This is a genomic window from Mesorhizobium sp. Ca11 (assembly GCF_020165275.1).
Taxonomy (GTDB): Bacteria; Pseudomonadota; Alphaproteobacteria; order Rhizobiales; family Rhizobiaceae; genus Mesorhizobium.
Map to the genome: position 1 here is coordinate 126,353 of NZ_JAIUHU010000002.1, position 14,779 is coordinate 141,131.

The window sequence follows — 14,779 nt, forward strand, 5'->3', positions numbered from 1 at the left end:
GCCTGCGCCCTCACATCGTCACGGCGATATATTTGGCTTCCAGGAACTCGCTGATGCCGTGCTTTTGCCCGCCTTCGCGTCCCAGGCCGCTCTGCTTGACGCCGCCGAAGGGAGCCGCAGGGTCGGACATCAGGCCCCGATTCAGCGCTATCATACCCGACTCGATCCTTGATGCCACGCGCATGCCCTTGGCCAGATCGCGCGTATAGATATAGGCCGCCAACCCGTATTCGGTGTCGTTGGCGCGCGCGATGACTTCGGCCTCATCGTCGAAGCGCATGATTGGAGCGACGGGACCGAATATTTCCTCGTGCGCCATCTCCGCATCCGGGGCAACGTCGCAAAGAACCGTCGGCGGGTAGAAAAAGCCCTTGTCATCCGAGGCTGCGCCTCCGCACAGCACCTTTGCACCGCGACGGACCGCGTCTTTGACGAGCCGGTCGATTTTCTCGATGGCTTTGCGAGTGATCATCGGGCCGCATTCGGTCTCGACGTCCGTGCCGGGGCCTACCTTGAGGGCGGCCATGCGCTTGCGCAGTCCCTCCGCGAACGCATCATGGATACCCGCCTGGACATAAAGCCGGTTGGCGGCAGTGCATGCTTCGCCGGCGTTGCGCATCTTGGCAATCATCGCTCCGTCGAGCGCTGCCTCCAGGTCGGCGTCGTCGAACACGACAAAGGGAGCGTTGCCGCCAAGCTCCATCGAACAGGAGATGACGTGCCTGGCTGCTTCGGCCAGAAGAACGCGCCCAACGCCGGTGGAGCCGGTGAACGAGAGTTTGCGCACTCGCGGGTCGGCGAGCATGGCAGCGGTCAGCGGTCCCGGATTGGACGTGGTGAGAACGTTTACGACACCGGGCGGGACGCCGGCGTCCTCATACAGCGCGGCAAGCGCATAGGCAGTCAGCGGCGTTTCGCTGGCGGGCTTCAGGATCACGGTACAGCCGGCTGCGAGCGCCGGCGCGATCTTGCGTGTGGCCATGGCAGCTGGAAAATTCCATGGCGTGATGAGCACACATATGCCTATCGGCTGGTAGTCGATGACGATGCGGTTTGCGCCGGAAGGCGCAAGGCCGAACTCGCCGCTGATGCGAACCGCTTCCTCGGCGTTCCACCGAAAGAACTCGGCCGCATAAGCGACTTCGCCGCGTGCATCGCGCAGCGCCTTGCCGTTCTCCAACGAAATCAGCACGGCCAACGTTTCCGCCCGCTCGGTCATCAGTTCGAAGCAACGTCTCAGGATCTCCGACCGTTTGCGTGGGGCAGTTTCGCGCCAGGCAGCCGCCGCCTTGGCCGCGGCGTCGACGGCGGCCGCGGCGTCAGCCAGCGTAGCATCGGGAACGGCTGCGATGACGGATTCCGTCGATGGATCGACCACCTCGATAACGCGCCGGTCCGACGAGGGCCGCCATTGCCCGCCAATATAGAGCCCGTGTGAGAACGTGGCATATTCGGACACGTCCTCCTGATCCAAAAGCCCTGGAGAAGCGTTCATCAGGTGTCTCCTGTTTCACATCAGACTGGCCGGCATATCGCCGTCATAGGCCGCTCGCACCAGCCGTCGCATCGCGGCGGCGTCGAAAGGGCGGGGGTTGTTCTTGATCAGGCGGTCGATGCCGAGCGCCTGCTCGGCGGTCCACTCGATCTTGCCGGCAGGCAAGCCCAGCTCGGCCAGCGTCCGTGTGATGCCGATCGCGCCGAAAAGCCGTGAGACCTCTGCGATGGTCGCGGAAGCCCTGTCCTTGAGTTCAATGTCCGCCTGGGGCAAACCGAGCGCGGCGCCGACCTCTGCAAACTCACCGGCGGCGGCGGGCAAGTTGTAGTTCATCACATAGGGAAGCATGGTCGCCACCCCCAACCCATGCGGCGTGTGGGTGAGCGCGCCAACCGGATACTGCACGGCATGGGCGGCGGCCGTCCCGGCCGTGCCGAAGGCGCAGCCGGCCGCCAAGGCGCCCATCATCACGTCGGCGCGCGCATCCTCGTCCGCACCGTCCCGGTAGGCCCTTTCCAGGCTGCGGCCAAGAAGCTTGACGGCCAATAGCGCGAAATGGTCGGTGAGAGCGCTCTTGCCCACAAAGACATGCTGCTGCGGCAGTGTCGGATCGGTTCCGCGTCTCGCCGCCGTAAAGGCTTCGATGGCGTGCGTCAGGGCATCGGCGCCTGCAATTGCCGTGAGCGCGGGCGGGCAAGTCGCGGTCAGCTCCGGGTCGCATAGCGCGACGGCGGCGATGAGGTGAGGACTTGAAATGCCGACCTTCAGCAGGCGCTCCGGATCGGAAATGACGGCTACGGGCGTCACCTCCGAGCCAGTGCCGGCGGTGGTCGGCACGGCAATCAGCGGCAGCGTTGGGCCCGGGACCTTGAACTCGCCATAGTAGTCCTGAAGCCTGCCGCCATGACTGATCAGCAGCGCCGCGCATTTGGCCATGTCGAGGCAGCTTCCGCCACCGATCCCAACGACCATGTCGGGTTTGAAATCCTTCGCCTCGGCAACACAGACCGCGACGCTGTCCCGAGGCACGTCCGGCAGAGTGCGGTCATGGACGAGGATTTCAACCGAGGTATTGCTCAGCGCGGCCATCATCTCGCCGAATATGGCCGTTGCCGCGAAGCGCTCGTCCGTGCAGACGAGCGCGCGCTTGCCATGCCTGGACGCGACCTGCGGCAGCACCTGGCGCTGGCCTTTGCCGAACAAGATCTCACGCGGCAATCGCGCTGCGGCGAACAAGGTCATCGAGTGAACCCTTCCAATGTGGATCGACGATCCATCGCTTCCATTTAGGCGTATCCGCTATAAAATCGTATAGGATATAGGATTGAATTGGCCGGAGCATCGTGTTAGTGGTCCTTCCTGTCAAGAGGCAAAAAGATGCAGAATCCCGATGTGAAGCTTGATGACGACGCGCGGCCGACAGGCAGAATTCAGCGTGCAAACAGCCTCGCGGGAGACGTCTACGAGGCGATCTTCCAGCAACTCATGTCGCTCAAGATCGCGCCGGGGTCCCGGATTACGGTGGACAATCTCGTCCGGGAACTGGATGTCTCGCATACGCCGATCCGCGAGGCTCTCGGGCGTCTGGAAGGCGAAGGCCTGGTGATCAAGACCCATCTGATCGGCTATCGCGCCGCACCGCAGATCACACGCCGGCGTTTTGACGAGCTTTACGAATTGCGCCTTTTGCTTGAGCCTGCCGCCGCGGCCAAGGCAGCGGCCGGCCTGGACGCTGCCCGGCTGGCGGCCCTGCAAGAGGCGGCGGGCGTCATGACCCGCCGCGAGGGCAGGGACGAGCGCCTTCGCTATTCCAACTTCGCCCGCCAGGATGCGATCTTCCATGACAAGATCATGGAGTTCGCGCAGAACGAGATCATCCGCGAGACGCTGAACCACCAGCACACGCATTTTCACATTTTCCGGCTGATGTACCACTCGCGCGTAACCGAGGAGGCTCTCGACGAGCACGAAGCCATTCTCTCGGCTTTCGCAGCCGGCGATGCGAACGCGGCGCGAAGGGCCATGCGGGTGCACATCGAGAACTCGCGCGACAGGCTCCTGCCTGCGTTCGAATAGGCGGCCGGACGTTCCAAGCGGGTGAAACATGCCCTTTGCTGACATCCACAATCCGATGCCCAAAACCCAAGGCGCGCCTTGCACTGCCACGCAACCGAGAGGAAGACCATGCCAGCCAAAAAGATACTGATGCTGACCGGAGAGTTCACCGAGGAATACGAAATCTTCGTCTATCAGCAGGCCATGGAAGCCGTAGGCCACACCATCCATGTCGTGTGCCCCGACAAGAACGCCGGAGACCGGATCAAGACCTCGCTGCACGACTTTGAGGGCGACCAGACCTATACCGAGAAGCCCGGACACTACGCGCTGATCAACAAGACGTTTTCGGAGGCGGAAAGGCAGATCGACCAGTATGATGCGGTCTACTGCGCCGGCGGCCGCGGACCGGAATACATCCGCACCGACAAGCGCGTCCAGGCCATGGTCCGCCACTTCCACGAGACCAGGAAGCCGATCTTCACGATCTGCCACGGCGTGCAGATTCTGATAGCGGTGGATGGTGTCGTGCGCGGCAAGAAGGTCGGTGCGCTGGCGGCCTGCGAGCCGGAGGTCACCCTTGCGGGCGGCACCTATATCGACCTCTCGCCCACCGACGCCTATGTAGACGGCACGATGGTTTCGGCCAAAGGGTGGACCGCACTTGCCGCCTTCATTCGTGAGTGTCTGAAGGTGCTCGGCACGGAAATCCACCATAACTAGCCACTGCCGGCCGCTGCGCTTGAGAAGGCGGGCGACCTGGCACAAATGCAACGGCGGATCCCGGTTTCGGGTCGGATCGCGACGCGTTTCCCGCGGCCTTTGCCAAGGCCGCGACGTCCTTCGATTTAAGTACGAAGCACGCCGTGCTTCGCTTTGCTACCAGCACACGAAGCCGCCATCCACGATAAGATCGATGCCGGTGACGAAAGACGCGGCTCGACTGGCCAGAAACACCGCCGGGCCTATCATCTCCTCGGGTGCCGCGAGGCGACCCATGGGCGTATCGCGCTCGAAGTTCTTCACTTGCTCGGCCACTTCCGGCCTGCGGTTCATCGGGGTCAGCGTATATCCGGGGCTGAGCACGTTCAGCCGCAGTCCGCGGTCCGACCACTCCATCGCCAGGCTCTTGGTCATGTGAATGACCGCTGCCTTGGACGAGTTGTAGTGCGTCTGGAGGAGACCACGGTTGACGATCGAGCCGGATATGGAGGCCACGTTGATGATCGATCCCTTGCGGCGCGGCAGCATCACGCGAGCCTCGGCCTGGCAGGACAAGAACACACCGCCGACATTGATGCCGTAAAGTTCTTCCCATGTGGCCAGCGGCAAGGTCTCGGCCGCGTGTGCGCCGCCTATACCTGCATTGTTGACGGCAACCGTAAGCGCGCCGAGCTCCCTTTCGATACGCTCGACGGCGGTGGCGAGATCGGTTTCCGACGTCACCGAGCCGGTTATCGCAAGCGCCTTGCGGCCCAGCGCGGTGATCCTTTGGGCCGTCGCCTCGAGCCCTCCCTTCGAGGCGTGACCGAAGCACGCGACGTCGGCACCGGCCTCAGCAAGACCGACCGCTATGGCCTGACCGATGCCACTACCGGCGCCGGTGACCAGCGCGACGTCGCCATCCAGTTTGAACAAGTCCATTGGGGTAATTCCTTCCTAATTCGTGATCGCGCAATCGGGCGAACATACAGGAGTCTTGGTCTCGGCTGCGGTTTTTGTCGCACCCCATCCTTGCTGGTCGCTCAAATGCTGCTGCTGAACGTGGCGGCGATCGATCGACACCTCGAGCGCGAACTGCTCCCCTATCCATGATGCGCATCGCACAAATTTCTGTGTCGAGGAACTCACCGGCCGCGAGTGCGAAACGGGAACTTTTGTTCCACTGGCGATTTTGGCTATGCTGCAGATCCGAATTGCCAGAAGGTCGCTGCCATGACGAAATATTTTGCAATCGCCGCGCTCGTGCTTGCCGCAGCAGCCATGATGGCGGGCCCGGCCGCCGCTGGCGAACAGCATCGCTACCGCGTCGTCAAACAGGAGCGTTATGTTCCAGCCAGCGACGACATCATCGAGACGCTGTTCGGCGGTCCGCGCTATTACGATCAGCAGATGACCACCACGGCGGCGGGCGCCTGCGCGTATCACCGCGTCGGACCGGACGCGAATGCGGTGAACTACATCAACGATAACTATTGCGGGAAGTAGGATTCCCTGGGGGCGGCGTTCCTCGGAGCGTTTTCGACAAGCCTCGACCCTCTTTGCGTTATGGTCTCTGCGAACTATTGGAGTTCGCCGGGGTGGCTGTGGTTGGCCGGACGTGCCCTCTTTTGAACCGATCCTCTCGCGGGTCTGCGGGTCATCGCACACAGTCGATCCAAACATTGTATACAATAATGAAGAAAGATGTTGACAATCGATCTCGGCCGGTTTCCCTTACGCTATACGCGCAGCCTACGAGCAAAACACAAAGCGCGATAACCAAGGGGAACTGAAACTATGATCAACCGTCGCTCGACTCTGAAATCAATGGCGCTCGGCGCCGTCTCGACCCTGGCGCTTGCCGCTCTCGGCATTTCGTCCGCGCAGGCTGAAAACAAGGAACTGAAGATCGGCTTCGTCGGCGTTACCAGCGGCCCCGCTGCCGCCTGGGGCACGTCGAACGTGCGCTCGATGCAGACCCGCGCCGCCTGGATCAACGAGACAGGTGGCGTCAAGATCGGCAACGACACCTACAAGATCAATATCGTGACCTTCGACGACCAGAAGGATCCCAAGCGCGCCATCGCCGGCATGGAGAAGATGGCGCAGGAAGGCATCCACTATGTCGTCGGGCCGAATGTCGATGACGGCGCCGCCGCGGTGCGCCCCGTCGCCGAGGCCAACGGCATCATTTATTTTCCCTACGCTTTCCCCAAGGCGCTCTACCAGAAGCCGGCCTCCAATGCGGTGCTCGGGATGATCGCCAACTATCAGTCAGGCCCTGCGATCTACAAATATCTCAAGGAAAACAAAGGCGTGAAGAAGATCGCCTTTGTCGCGGCCAATGAATCCGACCCGCTCAGCCAGCGCGACAGCGGCGTCGAGGCGGCGAAGGCACTTGGACTGGAAGTCGTCGCCCAGAACGACACCTACCAGAATGACACCCGCGACTTCACGCCAGTGCTGACGCCGATCGTCGCCTTGAAGCCCGACCTGCTCGTCCTGTCCGGCGTGGCCCCGGCCAACGCGCCGCTGCTCATCCGCGCCGCCCGCGAGCTCGGCTATGAAGGCCTGATCTCGACGGAAACCGCGCAGGACGCCAAGGTCCTGGAAGAGGGCGCCGGCGAATACGCCAACGGCTTCATCTCCGTCGGCGGCGCCTCCACGCCGGAGATCGCATCGGACGCGATGAAGGAATTCGTCACCCGCTACACCAAGATGTTCGGCGAATACAACGACGAGTCAAACACCAAGGTCTATGCGCTCGAATACATCATCGAGACCTTGAAGGCCAATCCGGCGGCCATCAACAACGTCGAGGAATTCAAGAAGACCATGGACACTTTCTCGGCGCCCAATCCCTTCCTGAAGGGCGACGCGAAGCTCAGCTATGTCGGCATGACCTCCTTCGGCCAGAAGCGCCAGCTTTCGGTGCCGATGGTGGTCAACGAATATAAGGACGGCGCTTTCCAGACCTTGTTTGTCGGTTCCGTCGACTAGCGCCACCTTCGAGCGTCATTCCTCCAGCTTGCCGCGGGGTCCGATAGGCCGGACCCCGCGGAAGATCGAAGGTATCCATGGAACAGGTCATCGCCAACGGATTGTATCTCGGTGCCCAATACGCGCTGATCGCGCTGGGCTTGACCCTGATCTTCGCCCTGATGAACGTGCTCAATTTTGCTCACGGGCAGATGTATGTGCTGGGCGGGTTCATCACCTACACTGTCTACGGCCAGCTCGGCCTGCCTTTCGTGGTCGCGCTGCTCGCCTCCGGCGTCACGCTCGCCATCATCGGCGCGCTGATGGAGAAATTCCTCTTCCGCACTGTCATCAGGCGCAGCCATCGCGAGGAGAGCACCATGCTGCTCGCCGCCGCGACGGCCTTCTTCTTCGACGCCGTCATCCTGCTTCTGTTCGGCGAAAAGCAGCGCGGCGTTCCCAAGATAGTCAAGGGCGTCTTCAACGATGCCGGCATCATCATGCCTTACGATCGCATGGTCGTCGGCGTGCTGGCGATCGTCTTCATCGCCGCCTTCGTGCTCTATATGCAGTACAGCCGGGTTGGGCGGGCCATGCGCGCGCTTGCCCAGGATCGCGTCGCGGCCCAGCTGATGGGCGTCCGCGTCGATCGCTATTCGATGATCGGCTTTGCCATGGGCGCCATGCTCGCGGGCGTCGTCGGCGGGCTGCTGGTCACCATCACCGGCGTCAATTCGGGCATTGGCGGGCCGATCTCGATCAAGGCCTTCCTGATGGTGATGATCGGCGGCGCCGGCGTCGTCGGCGGCGCGATCGCCGGCGGCTTCATCCTGGGCATGATGGAGTCGGTCGGGCTCACCGTGCTGCGCGAATATGGCGACGTGACCTACCTCGTCATATTCGCTGCCCTGATGGTGTTTCTGTCGATCCGTCCCAACGGGCTGATGGGCAAACCGTGGGGTTGATGGCGCCATGACCCGCAACCGCAACATCAAAATCGCATCGGTTGCGGCCTTCCTGGCGATCGTCTTCATCGCCGTGCCGGCCGCGATCTCGGCAAGCGGCCGTTTTGATCTCTACTACACGCTGACCTCGGTGGCGCTGCTCAGCATCGCCAGCGCAGGTGTCTGGCTCACCTTCTATATCGGCCGCATCAACATCGGCCAGGGTGCCTATGCGCTGATGGGCGGCTACGTCTCGGCCATACTGGTGATGAACCATGGCTGGTCGTTCTGGCTGACGCTTCCTGTCGCAGGCCTGTTCTGCGCCGCCGCCAGCGTGCTGATCGGCCTGCCGATTCTGCGCCTGCGCGGCGTCTACTTCGCCATGGTCACGCTGGTGCTGACCGAGGTGGCGCGGTTGCTCGCTTTGGCGCTGCCGATCACCAACGGCGCCAAGGGCATCGTCAGCATCCCGCTGCCCGGCGCACTGTCGGTCTTCGGCATCACGCTGATCCCTGATTTCGCCACGCTGCAGAATTCGCGGCTCGCCTTCTATCTGCTGGCGGTCACGCTGATGGTGGTCTGCTTCGGGGTCATGTACCGGCTGGTCAATTCGCGCATCGGCAAGCTGTGCCAGTCGCTGCAGCAGAATGAGGAGCTTGCGTCCTCGATCGGCGTCAATATCGCCTATCTGCGCGTCATTGCCTATGCCGTCTCGTCCTTCTTCGGGGGCGTTTCCGGCGCCATCTTTGCCGCCATCTCGCAATCGATCTATCCCTCGAGCTTCACCGTCACCGATTCCGTCAACTTCATGCTGAACTGTTTCCTCGGCGGCCTCGGCTATGTGTTCGGTCCGATGCTCGGCACGCTCGTGCTCTATTTCGGCTGGGACCTCTTGTTCCAGACGGGCCAATTCCAACTGCTCATCTATTCCGGCCTGATGATCGTCCTGATGCTGGTGCTGCCCAACGGCCTGCTCAGCCTCGCCGAAACGACCCGGAAGAAGGGTTGAGCCATGGCCGAAATGCTCGAAGTCTCAGGCATCACCAAGCGCTTCGGCGGTCTCGTCGCGGTCAACAACGTCTCCTTCTCGGTGCGCGAGAAGGAGATCCTGTCCGTCATTGGTCCGAACGGCGCCGGCAAGTCGACTTTGTTCAAGCTGATCTCGTCATTCCTCAGGCCCACGACGGGCGAGGTGCGCCTGAAGGGCGAACGCATCTCCGGTCTCGCTCCGCATATCGCCGCGCGCAGGGGCGTGGTGCGCACCTTCCAGGAGACGACGATCTTCAAGAACATGAGCGTGCGCGACAACGTCATCATCGCCCATCATTTGCGCTCCAAGGCGAGCCTCTTCGGCTTCTTCCTCGGCTCCGGTGCGGCGAAGGCGGACGAAGCGGCCTTCGGCGCCTCCGCCGACGAAATCCTGGCGCTGCTCGGCCTCTCCTCGCTTGCCAATGAGACCGCCCGCAACCTGCCGCACGGCCATTTACGGGCGCTGGGCATCGCCATCGGCCTTGCCACCGATCCTTCGATCCTGCTGCTCGACGAGCCCTTCGCCGGCATGAACCACGACGAAACGATGCGCATGGTGGCGATGGTGAGGCGCCTGCGCGATCTCGGCCTCACCATCCTGCTCGTCGAGCACGATATGCCGGCCGTGATGAAAATCTCGGACCGCATCGTGGTCCTCAATTTCGGGCAGAAGATCGCCGAAGGAACGCCGTCGGAAATCCAGGCCAACGAGAAGGTGATCGAAGCCTATCTGGGCAGCGAAGACGAGGCGATCGGCCTATGAACCAGATCCTGAACTTCGCCAATGTCGAGCTTTATTACGATCACGTGTATGCGCTGAAAGGCGTCTCGCTCGAGGTCAACGAGGGCGAGACCGTCGCGCTGATCGGCGCCAACGGCGCCGGCAAGTCGTCGATCCTTCGCGCCATCACCGGCTTGCGCAAGATCAGGTCCGGCGAGATCCATTACGGCGGCAAGCGCATCGACGGCGCCGCCCCCGACGAGATCGTCAAGATGGGCATTGCCATGGTGCCGGAAGGGCGCCGCGTCTTCCCCTTCATGTCGGTCAGGGACAACCTCCTGATGGGCGCCTTCACCCGCACCAGAAAATCCGAGATCGCCGCGTCGATGGAGATGGTGTTGGGGCGCTTTCCGCGGCTGAAGGAGCGCTTCTCGCAGGCCGCCGGCACGATGAGCGGCGGCGAACAGCAGATGCTGGTCATCGGCCGCGCGCTGATGGCGAAGCCGAAGCTCCTGCTGCTTGACGAGCCGTCGCTCGGCGTCGCGCCAAAACTCGTCCAGGACATCGCCCGCTCGATCGTCGCCATCAACCGCGATGAGAAGGTCAGCGTGCTGCTGGTTGAGCAGAATTCGCGCATGGCGCTGCGTATCTCGCAGCGCGCTTATGCGCTCACCACCGGCAGCGTCGCGCTGAGTGGCAACTCCGCCGAATTGCTGACCGACGACCGGGTCAAGCGTCTTTATCTCGGTGGTGAGATCTGAGGCTGATTTCAATGCGCATACTCGTCATCAACCCCAACACGACCGCCTCGATGACCGTCAAGATCGGCGAGGCGGCGCAAAGCGTCGCCTCCGCGGGAACCGAAGTCCTGGCGGTCAATCCGGCCGACGGTCCGCCAAGCATCGAGGGCTACTTCGACGAGGTCTTCGCCGTGCCGGGCATCATTGCCGAGATGAGCAAGGCGCCGGCGGCCGATGCCTATGTGATTGCCTGTTTCGACGACACCGGGCTCGACGCAGCGCGCTGTGCCAGCGGAGCCCCCGTTATCGGCATCGGCGAGGCGGCGTTCCATATGGCGAGCCTGATCGCCGGCAAGTTCAGCGTCGTCACCACACTTGCCCGCTCGGTGCCGGCGATCGAGCACAATCTGGCGAAATACGGTCTCGCCTCGCGCTGCGCCAAGGTGCGCTCGTCGGAAGTCGCCGTGCTCGAGCTCGAGCGTCCGGGCTCGAATGCAAGGCACAAGATATCGCAGGAGATCGCCCGCGCTATAGGCGAGGATCGCGCCGAAGCCATCGTGCTTGGCTGCGCCGGCATGGCCGACCTTGCCAACAGCCTGTCGGAGGAACATGGGGTCCCCGTGCTCGATGGTGTCGTCTGCGCCGTCACGCTAGCCGAGAGCCTGTGCAAGGTGGGATTGAGGACATCGAAGATCGGCGGCTATGCCGCGCCGCGCGGCAAGCGGTTCGCCGGCATGTTCGCACCGCTGTCGCCCACGGAGGTTGTCTAGGCGGCTTCATGCTGCCGGACGACCCGCCGGCGCCCCGGGCAGGTGGGATTGACCGCCGCGCGAGCGATACTAGATTGGACGGGCTGCCGGCGATTTGGGGGCAGATCGGGCCGGTTCGGGCCCGCGCATTGAAAGTATGTTGACGGTACTCAAGGAAGAAGATCGAGCCGACAGGCCGGCGGCGCGCTGGTCGCCGATCTATTATGGGCTGAGGGACGCCATCGTCAGCCATCGTCTCGCGCCGGGCACCAAATTGCCGGAGGACGAGCTGGCCTCGATCTATTCGGTGAGCCGCACGGTGGTCCGGTCCGCGCTGCAGGCCCTTGCCCATGACCGGCTGGCACGGCTGGAGCCCAATCGCGGCGCCTTTGTCGCGCAGCCCTCGAAGATCGAGGCGCGCGAAGTGTTCGAGGCGAGGGCGCTGATCGAACCCAAGGTGGCCGCGCTCGCCGCCAGGACGGCGGTGCCGTCCGATATCGCGCAATTGCGGTCACACCTGGAGAAGGAGCACGACGCGCTGCATGCCGGCCGCGACAGCGACGCCATCATGCTGTCGGCGCGCTTCCACGTCGGCATCGCCGAGATCGCCGCGCATTCGGTATTCACCAATTTCGTGCGCGACCTCGTCTCGCACTCCTCGCTGATCATCGCGCTCTACTGGAAGCGCCGCGACGCCACCTGCGAGAAGCACGCCCATCACGCGCTGGTCGACGCGATCGAGGTCGGCGACAGTGCCGACGCCGCGGCCTTGATGAACAGCCATCTGGTCGACCTGCTGTCCGGACTCGACCTTACCGACAAGGTGGAGAAGTCCGACAGCCTGGCGGATCTGCTTCGAGCTTAGAGCGAACGGCGGTTCAGCCGGGTCGCTGACCCGCCGGAGGACCAGTCTAGGCTGCGGCCGCCTGCGTGTAATCCATTCGCTCGAGATCGGCGATGAGGCCGGGTCCGGTCGGCTGCCAGCCGAGATGCGCGCGCGTCCATTCGCTCGACGCTTGCATGTCGAGGCTGGCGAACATGGCTAGCCATCCGAAATGGTCGGCTGCCTCTTCCTGCGACAGCGAGACCACCGGCACGTTGAGACCGGCGCCGATCACTTCCGCGATCTCGCGCACCGGAATGCCTTCCTCCGCGACGGCGTTGTAGCGCACGCCGGCTTCCTGCTTGTCCAGCGCCAGACGGTAGAGCTTCGCGACATCCAGCACATGCGCCGCCGACCACCGGTTGCGGCCTTCGCCAAGATAGGCCGACACGCCCTTGGCGCGCGTCTGCGCGATCAGCGGTGTAATCAGGCCCTGCTTCACCGTGTCATGCACCTGCGGCAACCGCACCACCGACACCTTGACGCCCTTCTCGGCCATCGTCGCGCCGGTGAGCTCCGACAGGATACGCGGATTGGGATGGTCGGTGTTGAACACGTCTTCTCTCGCCGGCTGTCCGTGCTCGGCGGATCCCATGCCCACACCCGACGTGATGATGAGCAGCCGGTCCGAGCCGGCGAGCGCGCCGCCCAGCGCTTCGATGACGCGTTTGTCCTTTTCGCAATTCGCCGCGAAATTCGAGAAATTGTGGTCGAAGGCGGTGTGGATCACCGCATCCGATTTCGCCGCGCCATCGCGCAGGCTGTCGAGGTCTTCGAGGTCGCCGCGATGCGGCTCGGCGCCTGCGGCGACAAGCGACCGCGCGCCGGCATCGGAGCGGGTCAGGCCAAGCACCTTATGGCCGGCGGCAAGAAGTTCGGGCACGATCCTGGAACCGATGAAGCCGGTCGCGCCGGTAAGGAATACACGCATGGGAGGGTCTCCTGTGGTTGTTCGGAGGCCTTATTTGCGCTATAAATCATTCTGTTAAAGTAGTGACTTTATCATGGTATAATGGTCAATAGGATGGCAATGCCCCAAGGGACCGCCAGCAAAGAGACGACCAACAGGCTTGGCACCTTTCTTCGCGATCGCCGCATGCGGCTCGATCCCGCCGCCTTCGGTTTCGCCACGGGGCGGCGGCGCACGCAAGGGCTGCGCCGCGAAGAGGTGGCGCAGCGCGCCAATATCAGCCCGACTTGGTACACCTGGCTGGAGCAGGGGCGGGGCGGCGCGCCGTCTGCCGACGTGCTGAACCGCATCGCGACCGGGCTGATGCTGACCGAGCCCGAACGCGAGCATTTGTTCATGCTGGGTCTCGGGCGGCCTCCGGAAGTTCGCTACAAAAGCGTGGACAGCGTGACGCCGCGACTCCAGCGTGTCCTCGACGCTTTGGACCCCAGCCCGGCGATCATCAAGACCGCGACATGGGATGTGGTGGCCTGGAACCGTGCGGCGGCGGCGATGCTGACGGACTATTCCAAGCTGCCGCGCGAGCAGCGCAACATCCTGCGCCTGATGTTCGGCAATTCGCGCGTGCGTGACGCGCAGGACGACTGGCAGAGCGTCGCGCGTTTCGTGGTCGGATCCTTCAGAGCCGACGCCGTTCGGGCCGGCGCCGGCGCGGAGGTCACGGAACTGGTCGAGGAGCTTTCCAGGATCAGCCCCGAGTTCGCGGCACTGTGGCGCGACAATGACGTCGTTGCGGCGCATGGCGAGGGCGTGAAGCGTCTGCGGCATCCCGAGATCGGACTGATCGAGCTGGAGTTCTCGGTCTTCGCGGTCGACGGCCGCCCGGAACTCGGCATGATCGTCTACAATCCCGTCACGCAGTCGGATGCGGAACGTATTCGATCACTGATCGCATCTCGCGCCGCAGAATGATGGCCGCCATGCGCGGTGTTCCGCCAAGGTGCGGCGAAGCGGAAAACAGGTCACAAAGTCGACCCGGTTAGGATAATATCCACCGCCCGACTCCTTCGTGGAAGATGTCTATGACCTTGAATGAGCTTAGTTGGTCGCCCTCCGAAAAGAAAGTTGCCCGCGCCGCATATGACAAGGCTCTTGAGAGGGCACTGGCCAGCATCATGGCCGAATTCAAAAGACGGGCGAACGCCGCGACCACACCCTCCGAGATGTGGGAGGTCGAGGAATATCTGAAGGAGCAACGTCGCGATTTGGATCGGACGTTCGACTATCGCTATTCGCAACTGACCGTCGTTTTCGCAACTCTCATCCGGCAAGGATATCTGGACGAGGACTTACTCTCGGGTCTGTCGGAAGAAAAACGCGAGGAGATCCGCAGAATGCTTGCGTGGCACAAGGGATAAGGGTTTAGAAGCGTTACCTTCGCGCCCCCGCACGCCGGATCGCTTGCGGCGGTTGGCCGAAGCTCCTCATGAAAGCGCGGCGCATGCGGCCGGCATCGCCGAAGCCGCTCTGTTCGGACGAGCGGATTATTGCCTGACTTAACCGCCTTCACGG

The 14,779-nt window shown here is 63.0% G+C and carries 16 protein-coding genes; 12 read left to right on the forward strand and 4 right to left on the reverse strand.

Going from position 1 to position 14,779, the window contains the following annotated elements; genetic code table 11:
* Positions 1-10: 10 nt before the first annotated feature.
* Both LB538_RS04370 and LB538_RS04375 read right to left on the reverse strand, forming a co-directional pair.
* On the reverse strand, positions 11-1,495 hold the full coding sequence (locus LB538_RS04370) for an NAD-dependent succinate-semialdehyde dehydrogenase (protein ID WP_224527761.1): 1,485 nt from the start codon (positions 1,493-1,495) through the stop codon (positions 11-13).
* Between the two features lie 15 nt (positions 1,496-1,510).
* Positions 1,511-2,737 carry an iron-containing alcohol dehydrogenase gene (locus LB538_RS04375; RefSeq protein ID WP_224527764.1) on the reverse strand — a complete coding sequence of 409 codons (1,227 nt, stop codon included), beginning with the start codon at positions 2,735-2,737 and terminating at the stop codon, positions 1,511-1,513.
* A 135-nt stretch (positions 2,738-2,872) separates the two neighbouring features.
* On the opposite strand from LB538_RS04375, the gene LB538_RS04380 reads away from it, so the two are divergent.
* Positions 2,873-3,571 (forward strand): GntR family transcriptional regulator, encoded by a 699-nt coding sequence (locus LB538_RS04380; protein ID WP_095768831.1) that lies wholly within the window; start codon positions 2,873-2,875, stop codon positions 3,569-3,571.
* Between the two features lie 108 nt (positions 3,572-3,679).
* On the forward strand, positions 3,680-4,273 hold the full coding sequence (locus LB538_RS04385; protein ID WP_224527768.1) for a DJ-1/PfpI family protein: 594 nt from the start codon (positions 3,680-3,682) through the stop codon (positions 4,271-4,273).
* A 156-nt stretch (positions 4,274-4,429) separates the two neighbouring features.
* Here the strand turns inward: LB538_RS04385 and LB538_RS04390 are convergent, their stop codons facing one another.
* Positions 4,430-5,194 (reverse strand): SDR family oxidoreductase, encoded by a 765-nt coding sequence (locus LB538_RS04390; RefSeq protein ID WP_224527771.1) that lies wholly within the window; start codon positions 5,192-5,194, stop codon positions 4,430-4,432.
* 291 nt (positions 5,195-5,485) lie between these two features.
* Between LB538_RS04390 and LB538_RS04395 the strand changes: the two genes are divergently transcribed.
* From LB538_RS04395 to LB538_RS04430, 8 genes are all read left to right on the forward strand, one after another.
* Positions 5,486-5,758, forward strand: coding sequence for a hypothetical protein (locus tag LB538_RS04395; RefSeq protein ID WP_095768828.1), 273 nt, complete (start codon positions 5,486-5,488; stop codon positions 5,756-5,758).
* 291 nt (positions 5,759-6,049) lie between these two features.
* On the forward strand, positions 6,050-7,252 hold the full coding sequence (locus LB538_RS04400) for an ABC transporter substrate-binding protein (RefSeq protein ID WP_224527774.1): 1,203 nt from the start codon (positions 6,050-6,052) through the stop codon (positions 7,250-7,252).
* A gap of 77 nt (positions 7,253-7,329) precedes the next feature.
* The gene (locus tag LB538_RS04405; protein ID WP_224527776.1) at positions 7,330-8,196 is read left to right on the forward strand and encodes a branched-chain amino acid ABC transporter permease; all 867 of its coding nucleotides are present in this window, start codon (positions 7,330-7,332) and stop codon (positions 8,194-8,196) included.
* A gap of 7 nt (positions 8,197-8,203) precedes the next feature.
* Positions 8,204-9,184, forward strand: coding sequence for a branched-chain amino acid ABC transporter permease (locus tag LB538_RS04410; RefSeq protein WP_224527778.1), 981 nt, complete (start codon positions 8,204-8,206; stop codon positions 9,182-9,184).
* A 3-nt stretch (positions 9,185-9,187) separates the two neighbouring features.
* On the forward strand, positions 9,188-9,967 hold the full coding sequence (locus tag LB538_RS04415) for an ABC transporter ATP-binding protein (RefSeq protein ID WP_224527780.1): 780 nt from the start codon (positions 9,188-9,190) through the stop codon (positions 9,965-9,967).
* Positions 9,964-10,686 (forward strand): ABC transporter ATP-binding protein, encoded by a 723-nt coding sequence (locus LB538_RS04420; RefSeq protein ID WP_224527782.1) that lies wholly within the window; start codon positions 9,964-9,966, stop codon positions 10,684-10,686. The genes LB538_RS04415 and LB538_RS04420 overlap by 4 nt, the downstream gene beginning before the upstream one ends.
* Positions 10,687-10,697: 11 nt before the next feature.
* Complete coding sequence (locus LB538_RS04425; protein WP_224527784.1) at positions 10,698-11,435, forward strand: aspartate/glutamate racemase family protein; 738 nt, start codon at positions 10,698-10,700, stop codon at positions 11,433-11,435.
* 136 nt (positions 11,436-11,571) lie between these two features.
* A complete protein-coding gene (locus tag LB538_RS04430; RefSeq protein ID WP_224527786.1) occupies positions 11,572-12,279 on the forward strand; it encodes a GntR family transcriptional regulator in 708 nt (235 codons plus the stop codon).
* Positions 12,280-12,325: 46 nt separating this feature from the next.
* Here the strand turns inward: LB538_RS04430 and LB538_RS04435 are convergent, their stop codons facing one another.
* Positions 12,326-13,228 (reverse strand): SDR family oxidoreductase, encoded by a 903-nt coding sequence (locus LB538_RS04435; RefSeq protein WP_224527787.1) that lies wholly within the window; start codon positions 13,226-13,228, stop codon positions 12,326-12,328.
* A gap of 99 nt (positions 13,229-13,327) precedes the next feature.
* Here LB538_RS04435 and LB538_RS04440 point away from each other — a divergent pair, with 99 nt between their 5' ends.
* The gene (locus LB538_RS04440; RefSeq protein ID WP_224527790.1) at positions 13,328-14,179 is read left to right on the forward strand and encodes a helix-turn-helix transcriptional regulator; all 852 of its coding nucleotides are present in this window, start codon (positions 13,328-13,330) and stop codon (positions 14,177-14,179) included.
* 110 nt (positions 14,180-14,289) lie between these two features.
* A complete protein-coding gene (locus tag LB538_RS04445) occupies positions 14,290-14,625 on the forward strand; it encodes a hypothetical protein (protein WP_224527793.1) in 336 nt (111 codons plus the stop codon).
* Positions 14,626-14,779 lie beyond the last annotated feature (154 nt).